We start from the raw sequence: 6,964 nt of genomic DNA, 5'->3' as shown, positions 1-6,964 counted from the left end.
CCCGGGGCGGCCCGCCCCTACGGGGGGCCGCTCCGCCGGGGGCAGGTCGCCCCGGCGGAGCGGCGGTTCGTCGGCCCGCACGATCAGCGCCAAGTTCCCCGGCCGCTGTCTGTGCGGCCGCCCCTACGCGGCCGGCGAGCAGATCGCCAAGAACGACCAGGGCTGGGGACACCCGGAGTGCCGGACGACGGCCGGCGACGCGGGCTGACGGACGAACCGGGCTGACGGGCGATGCGGGCTGGCCCGGGGTGCGGGCTGACCGGGGGCGCGAGGCGGGCGGCGGCCCCCACCTCACCGCGCCTCACCCAGCCGCGCCTCACACCACCGCGCCGCGCCACCCTCCGGTCTCCAGGCCGCGCTCCTCGATGAACGTCTTGAAGCGCTCCAGGTCTTGCTTGGTCTGACGCTTCACGAAGCCCAGCTTGTCGCCGACGTTCTCGGCGACGCCCTCCGGCTGGAACTCCATCTGGAGCATCACCTTGGTGTGGGCGTCGTCCAGCCGGTGGAAGGTCACCACCCCGGCCTGCTCGGCCTCGCCCGAGACCGTGGTCCAGGCGACCCGTTCGTCGGGGATCTGCTCGGTGATCTCCGCGTCGAACTCGCGGTGCACGCCGTTGACACTGGTCACCCAGTGCGTGAGCGTGTCGGTGCGCTGCTCGACGCGCTGCACGCCGCCCATGAACTCGGGAAAGCTCTCGAACTGCGTCCACTGGTTGTAGGCCGTGTGCACGGGCACGTCGACCTCGATGGATTCCTCGACCTGCGACACGGTCGTCTCCTCCTGCGTTGTCGGGTACATCCTGTCGGTGTTGCCCGTGGCGGGTACCCGTCAGCGCGGAGGCAAACAGGCCGGTGCGATCGGCCCGGCCGGCGCGGTCAGTCGGCGTCGAAGGCGTAGTGGACGGTGTGGTCGAGCAGGTCCGCCGGGGAGGTGTCGTTCCAGGGCCGCATCGTCTCGTGCAGGTCGACGACGTTCGGGGTCCCGCCGCCCGGGACGTAGCCGGACCCCGGGTGCCGGCGCTGCCACCGGGCCCACAGCTTGTCGATGTAGGCGTGGTGCAGCCAGAACACCGGGTCGTTGGGGGAGACGCCGGTCGACATCTGCCCGCCGACCCACACATGGACCCGGTTGTGCAGGTTCACGCCGCGCCAGCCCTCCAGGTGATTGCGGAAGCCGTCGGACGCGCTGTTCCAGGGAGCCATGTCGTACGTCGCCATCGAGAGCACCGACTCGACCTCGGCCCGGGTGGGCAGCTCGCGGACGCCCGCCCCCAGCGAGCGGCGCAGGTAAGTGCGGCCGTCCACCCGGACGTTGATGGGCCAGGCGCCCGCCGTGGCGGCGAACGGACCGTCCATCACCTGGCCGTCCCGGCTGCGTCCGCTGCCGCCGAGGAAGTCCGGAGCCCACAGCGAGGAACGGGGCGACCGGTCGGCGGACCAGTCCCAGTACGGCAGCGCCACCGAGGCGTCCACCGACTGCAGCGCCCGCTCGAACTCCAGCAGGAATCTGCGGTGCCACGGCAGGAAGGAGGGCGAACGGTGGCCGGTGCGCTCGCCGTCGTCCGTGTCGCCGAGGATGAACGCGTTGTGCGTGGTGACGAAGGCGTCGTAGCGGCCGGTGCGCTTGAGCTCGAGGACGGCGGCGACGAACCGCCGCTTCTCGTCGGCGGTCAGGGCGGCCTGGTTCTTGCGGACGGTCATGTGCGGTGCTCCAAGGGTGCGGAAGGACAGGGCGGACGGCGGATCAGCCGGCCGGGAACGGGACGAGCCGGGCGCCCTGCAGCTCGTCCACCGCGGCGCGGGCCGCGGCCCGGGGAGTGGACACCGGGTCGTAGTGACTGACCACGCTGATCCAGGAGCCGTCGGCGTTGCGCATCACGTGCAGCTCGACCTCGTCGACGTACACGGCGTAGCCGCCGCCGTGGTGATGGCCGCCGCCGGTCCGGCTCCGTCCCTGTATCCGGCGGCCCTTGTACACCTCGTCGAAGGCCTCGGGGGAGCCGTGCGCGTCGTGCGCGCCGGGCCGGCCGTCGGCGGCACGGGCCGCGGGGACGGCGGCGAGCGTGGCGCCGACGGTGGCGACCGCGGTGAGTGCGCGACGGCGGCTGATGTGCGGCATGCGGGATCTCCAGTTGTGCGAGGGGGTGACGACTCCGCATGCCTATCGGCCGGACCGCGAGGCCGGGAAATCGGCCTCGCACGGTTGGCTCTGATCCGGACATTCGCTTACATGTCGTGCAATCTTCAATCAAGATGATCTTGGCCGCCGATGGACCGCGGCGCGCCGGAACGGGCAATTCCTTTCCGTCGGGACACCGCTTCCGGTGATCTTTCTCGGGCCGCCGCGCCGTGGGTGGTGTGGCTCACGTGTGAAAAGTGGCGCGATCGGGCACGTGGGGCGTCCGGCGACCGACCTCGCCCCCTGCTACCCTGCGTCGTCAATCAACCACGTCTGGTGACTCCAAAGGGGTGCTCGTGAAGGTCGCCTGTGTCGGCGGCGGGCCCGCCGGCCTGTATCTCTCGATCCTGCTCAAGCGGCAGGACCCGTCCCACGACATCACCGTCCACGAGCGCAACCCGGAGGGCTCGACCTACGGCTGGGGCGTCACGTACTGGCAGGGGCTCCTCGACGAACTCCGCGCCCACGACCCCGAGTCGGCGCGCGCGATCGAGGAGAGCTCCGTCCGCTGGCACGAGGGCGTCGCGCACGTACGGGACCTGGCGACCCGTCAGCCCGGCGACAAGGGGCACGGCATCGGCCGTCACCGCCTCCTGGAGATCCTCGCGGACCGGGCCCGCGCGCTCGGCGTACGGCTGGAGTTCGAGAGCGAGATCACCGCCGCGAACCTGCCGGACGCCGACCTCGTGGTGGCGGGCGACGGAGTCCACAGCGCGCTGCGCACCGCCCACGCGGACGACTTCGGCGCGCAGCTCACCGAGGGCCGCAACGCCTATGTCTGGCTCGGCACGACCAAGGTCTTCGACTCCTTCACCTTCGCCTTCGTGGAGACCGCGCACGGCTGGGTCTGGTGCTACGGCTACCCCTTCAGCGACGAGCAGAGCACCTGTGTGATCGAGTGCGCCCCCGAGACCCTGACCGGACTCGGCCTCGACCGGGCGAGCGAGGCCGACGGCCTCGCCGATCTGGAGAAGCTCTTCGCGCACATCCTCGACGGCCACCCCCTCGTCGGCCGGGCCTCCTCCGCCGGCGGCAGCGCCCAGTGGCTGACGTTCCGCACGCTCGTCAACCGCACCTGGAGCCGCGGCAACCTCGTGCTGCTCGGGGACGCCGCCCACACCACCCACTACTCGATCGGCGCCGGCACCACCCTCGCCCTGGAGGACGCCATCGCCCTCGCCGGGGCGCTGCGCGAGAGCGCGGACCTTCCGCAGGCCCTCGACCGCTATGAGCGCGTACGCAAGTCCGCCCTGCTCTCCCAGCAGAGCGCGGCCCGCTACAGCGCCCAGTGGTACGAGAACCTCACCCGCTACATCCACCTCCCCCCGGAGCAGATGTTCGCCCTGCTCGGACAGCGTCACTCGCCCCTGCTGCCCTATGTCCCGCCCCAGCTGTACTACCGCCTCGACCGGGCGGCCGGTCGCCTCGAGGCGCTGCGCCGCCTCAAGCGCTGGCTGGGCCCGAAGCTGGCGCGCGGCGCGCACGCCCGCACGCTGGCCTCGGGCGAGTAGGGGTCCGACGGGCTCCGGCACACCGGGCGAACCTTGGGTGAATGACCATTCACTGCTATGGTGAATGGTCATTCACCTCTTTTCGCGTGCTGTTCCGGCCGTTGGAGTGCCCATGGCGTCGCCCGCTCCGATATCCACCCCGACCAGCGGCAACCCTGACTTGTGGACCCGGCTCACAATTCCGGTCCTGGCGTACTGCGGAATTCTCATGGCGGTCATGCAGACCGTCGTCGTCCCCCTGCTGCCCGACCTGCCCCGGCTGACCGGCGCCTCGGCCGGCGCGGTCTCCTGGACGGTGACCGCCGCCCTGCTGTCCGGCGCCGTCCTCACCCCGGTCCTCGGCCGGGCCGGCGACATGTACGGCAAGCGCCGGGTCCTGCTCCTGGCGTTCTCCCTGATGGTCGCCGGCTCCGTGGTCTGCGCCCTCACCTCCGACATCGGGGTGCTGATCGCGGCCCGCGCCCTGCAGGGCGCCGCGTCCTGTGTCGTCCCGCTGTCCATCAGCATCCTGCGCGACGAACTGCCCCCGCAGCGCCGCGGATCCGCCATCGCGCTGATGAGCTCCACCGTCGGCGTCGGCGCCGCACTGGGACTGCCCGCAGCGGCCGTGGTCGTGCAGTACGCGAACTGGCACGCGATGTTCTGGGTGACCGCCGCCCTCGGCGCGACCGGCGTCGTGCTCATCCGCCTGGCGGTGCCCGAGTCGCCGGTGCGCGAGCCGGGCCGGTTCGACGTCACCGGCGCGCTCGGCCTCGCCGCGGGGCTGGTCTGTCTCCTGCTCGCCGTCTCCCAGGGCGGTCAGTGGGGCTGGGGCAGTCCCCGGATCGTCGGTCTCCTCCTCGGCGCCGTCGCCGTGCTCTGTCTGTGGTGGCGCGGGCGGCTGCGCTCCCCGGAGCCGCTGGTCGACCTGCGGCTGGTGTCCCGGCCGAGCGTGGGCCTCTCCCACCTGGCCGCGTTGCTGACCGGCTTCGCCTTCTACGCCAACTCGCTGGTGACCGCCCAGCTCGTGCAGGCTCCCGAGGCGAGCGGGTACGGGCTCGGGCTGTCCATCGTCCAGACGGGCCTGTGCCTGCTGCCCGGCGGCGTCACCATGCTGCTGTTCTCGCCGCTCTCCGCCCGCATTTCCGACAGGCGAGGCCCCAGGATCACCCTCGCCCTCGGCGCCGCCGTCATCGCCGCCGGGTACGCCCTGCGCGTCGCCGACAGCCGTGAACTGTGGATGATCATGGTGGGGGCGACCGTCGTGTCCACCGGCACGACCCTCGCCTACTCGGCGCTGCCCGCGCTGATCCTGCGCGCCGTCCCGCCCGGGCAGACCGCGTCGGCGAACGGCGTCAACGTCCTCATGCGCACCATCGGACAGGCCGTCTCCAGCGCAGCCGTCGCCGCCGTCCTCGTGCACCACACCAGCCTTCTCGGCGGGGCCAGGGCGCCCACGCTGCACGGCTATCTGCTGGCCTTCGGCGTCGCGGGCGCGGTGGCCCTCGGCGCGTGCGCGGTGGCGCTCGCCATCCCCGGCGACGCCGGGACCGAGGACACGCCGGCGCCCCGGGGCCGCACCCGGCCGGTGAACGACGAGGCCAGAGAGGGAGCATGAACCCGTGAGCACTTCACCCGACGCCCCGGTCCCCACCGGCCCCCCGGCTCCCACCGACTCCCCGGCCCCCGCCCGGCGCGACGCCGAGGCGACCAGGGCCGCCATCCTGCGCGCCGCCCGCCACCTCCTCGCCCGCCAGGCCCACGCCGACATCACGCTCAAGGCCGTCGCGGAGCGCGCCGGGGTGAGCGCGCCCCTGGTCCTGAAGTACTTCGGCAACAAGGACGCCCTGTTCGCCCGGGTGATGTCCTTCCAGGAGGACGCCGACGCCCTGCTGGACGCCCCGCTGGAGCGACTGGGCCGGCACATGGTCCGGCATGTGCTGGTCAGCCAGCGCGAGCGGGGCGCCGACCCCCTGCTGCGCATCGCTTTCGCGCCCCTGCACGGCGACCACGGAGACGTGCTGCGCGCCAACTTCCGCGTCCAGGTCACCGAACGCCTGGCCGAACGCCTCACCGGCGCCCACCGCGGAGTGCGCGCCGAACTGGCCGTCGCCGCCCTGCTCGGCCTCGGCGTCATGTTCGGCATCGCCCGCGGGAGCGAGCTGCGGGCGACGCCGGTCGACGAGGTCGCCGACCGGTACGGCCCCACCATCCAGGCCCACCTCGAAGGCGGCGCCGCCGACGGCGGACCGGGCGGCGCGGCGGACTGCCGCGGATGACACACTGACGCCATGGAAGAGCGCGAATTCGGCAGGTCCGGTCAGCACGTGTCGGTCGTCGGTCTCGGTACCTGGCAGCTGGGGGCCGACTGGGGCGACGTCGACGACAAGGAAGCTCTGACGGTGCTGGAGGCGGCGGCCGAGTCGGGAGTCACCTTCTTCGACACCGCCGACGTGTACGGCGACGGACGCAGCGAGCAGACCATCGCCGCCTTCCTGAGCGGCCGGCCCGACCTGCATGTGCTGGTCGCCACGAAGATGGGCCGCCGCGTCGACCAGATCCCCGAGAACTACGTCCTCGACAACTTCCGCGCCTGGAACGACCGCTCCCGCCGCAACCTCGGCGTCGACCGCATCGACCTCGTGCAGCTGCACTGCCCGCCGACCCCCGTCTACTCCAGCGACGAGGTGTTCGACGCCCTGGACACCCTCGTCGAGGAGGAGCGCATCGCGCACTACGGCGTCAGCGTGGAGACCTGCGCCGAGGCCCTCACCGCGATCGCCCGGCCGGGCGTGGCGAGTGTGCAGATCATCCTCAACCCGTTCCGCCTCAAGCCCCTGGCCGAGGTGCTCCCGGCGGCCCGCGAGGCCGGCGTCGGCATCATCGCCCGGGTGCCGCTCGCCTCCGGACTGCTCTCCGGGAAGTACACCCGGGACACCGTCTTCCCGCAGAACGACCACCGCGCCTACAACCGGCACGGCGAGGCCTTCGACCAGGGCGAGACCTTCTCCGGCGTCGACTACGCCACCGGCGTCGAGGCCGCCGTCGAGTTCGCGGCCCTCGCCCCCGAGGGGTGCACCCCGGCCCAGCTGGCGCTGCGCTGGATCGTCCAGCAGCCCGGCGTGACCACCGTGATCCCGGGCGCCCGCTCGCCCGAGCAGGCCCGCGCCAACGCGGCCGCCGCCCGTCTCCCGGAGCTCTCCGGGGCCACCCTCGCGGCCGTCCGCGACCTCTACGACCGGCGGATCAGGGAGCAGGTCGAGGGCCGCTGGTAGAAGCACCCGGCGCCGGTCGG

General features: G+C 72.6%; 7 protein-coding genes and 1 pseudogene. 5 read left to right on the top strand and 3 right to left on the bottom strand.

The features are described 5' to 3' along the window. Positions 1-208 (top strand): annotated as a pseudogene (locus ABT300_RS14300) (ribonuclease HI); the annotation flags it as partial. A gap of 108 nt (positions 209-316) precedes the next feature. On the opposite strand, the gene ABT300_RS14295 reads toward ABT300_RS14300, so the two are convergent. The 3 genes from ABT300_RS14295 to melC1 form a co-directional block, all read right to left on the bottom strand. After that, positions 317-769 (bottom strand): SRPBCC family protein, encoded by a 453-nt coding sequence (locus ABT300_RS14295; RefSeq protein WP_351674848.1) that lies wholly within the window; start codon positions 767-769, stop codon positions 317-319. A gap of 107 nt (positions 770-876) precedes the next feature. Then, positions 877-1,701 carry a tyrosinase MelC2 gene (gene melC2 / locus ABT300_RS14290; RefSeq protein ID WP_351674844.1) on the bottom strand — a complete coding sequence of 275 codons (825 nt, stop codon included), beginning with the start codon at positions 1,699-1,701 and terminating at the stop codon, positions 877-879. A gap of 43 nt (positions 1,702-1,744) precedes the next feature. Further along, positions 1,745-2,119, bottom strand: a complete 375-nt coding sequence (gene melC1, locus ABT300_RS14285; RefSeq protein WP_351674842.1) for an apotyrosinase chaperone MelC1 — start codon at positions 2,117-2,119, stop codon at positions 1,745-1,747. Between the two features lie 350 nt (positions 2,120-2,469). Here melC1 and ABT300_RS14280 point away from each other — a divergent pair, with 350 nt between their 5' ends. The 4 genes from ABT300_RS14280 (at position 2,470) to ABT300_RS14265 (ending at position 6,944) form a co-directional block, all read left to right on the top strand. Next, entirely contained in the window at positions 2,470-3,690 is a 1,221-nt protein-coding gene (locus tag ABT300_RS14280) for an FAD-dependent monooxygenase (RefSeq protein ID WP_351674840.1), read from the top strand. 112 nt (positions 3,691-3,802) lie between these two features. Continuing rightward, positions 3,803-5,287, top strand: coding sequence for an MFS transporter (locus ABT300_RS14275; RefSeq protein WP_351674838.1), 1,485 nt, complete (start codon positions 3,803-3,805; stop codon positions 5,285-5,287). Positions 5,288-5,291: 4 nt separating this feature from the next. Beyond that, positions 5,292-5,948 carry a TetR/AcrR family transcriptional regulator gene (locus ABT300_RS14270; protein ID WP_351674837.1) on the top strand — a complete coding sequence of 219 codons (657 nt, stop codon included), beginning with the start codon at positions 5,292-5,294 and terminating at the stop codon, positions 5,946-5,948. Between the two features lie 12 nt (positions 5,949-5,960). After that, positions 5,961-6,944, top strand: a complete 984-nt coding sequence (locus ABT300_RS14265; protein ID WP_351674835.1) for an aldo/keto reductase — start codon at positions 5,961-5,963, stop codon at positions 6,942-6,944. The last annotated feature ends 20 nt before the right edge of the window (positions 6,945-6,964 follow it).

Source organism: Streptomyces sp. NPDC001027, assembly GCF_040299045.1.
In the GTDB taxonomy this organism is placed as follows: domain Bacteria; phylum Actinomycetota; class Actinomycetes; order Streptomycetales; family Streptomycetaceae; genus Streptomyces.
This window is presented reverse-complemented; position numbering and strand designations above follow the sequence as displayed.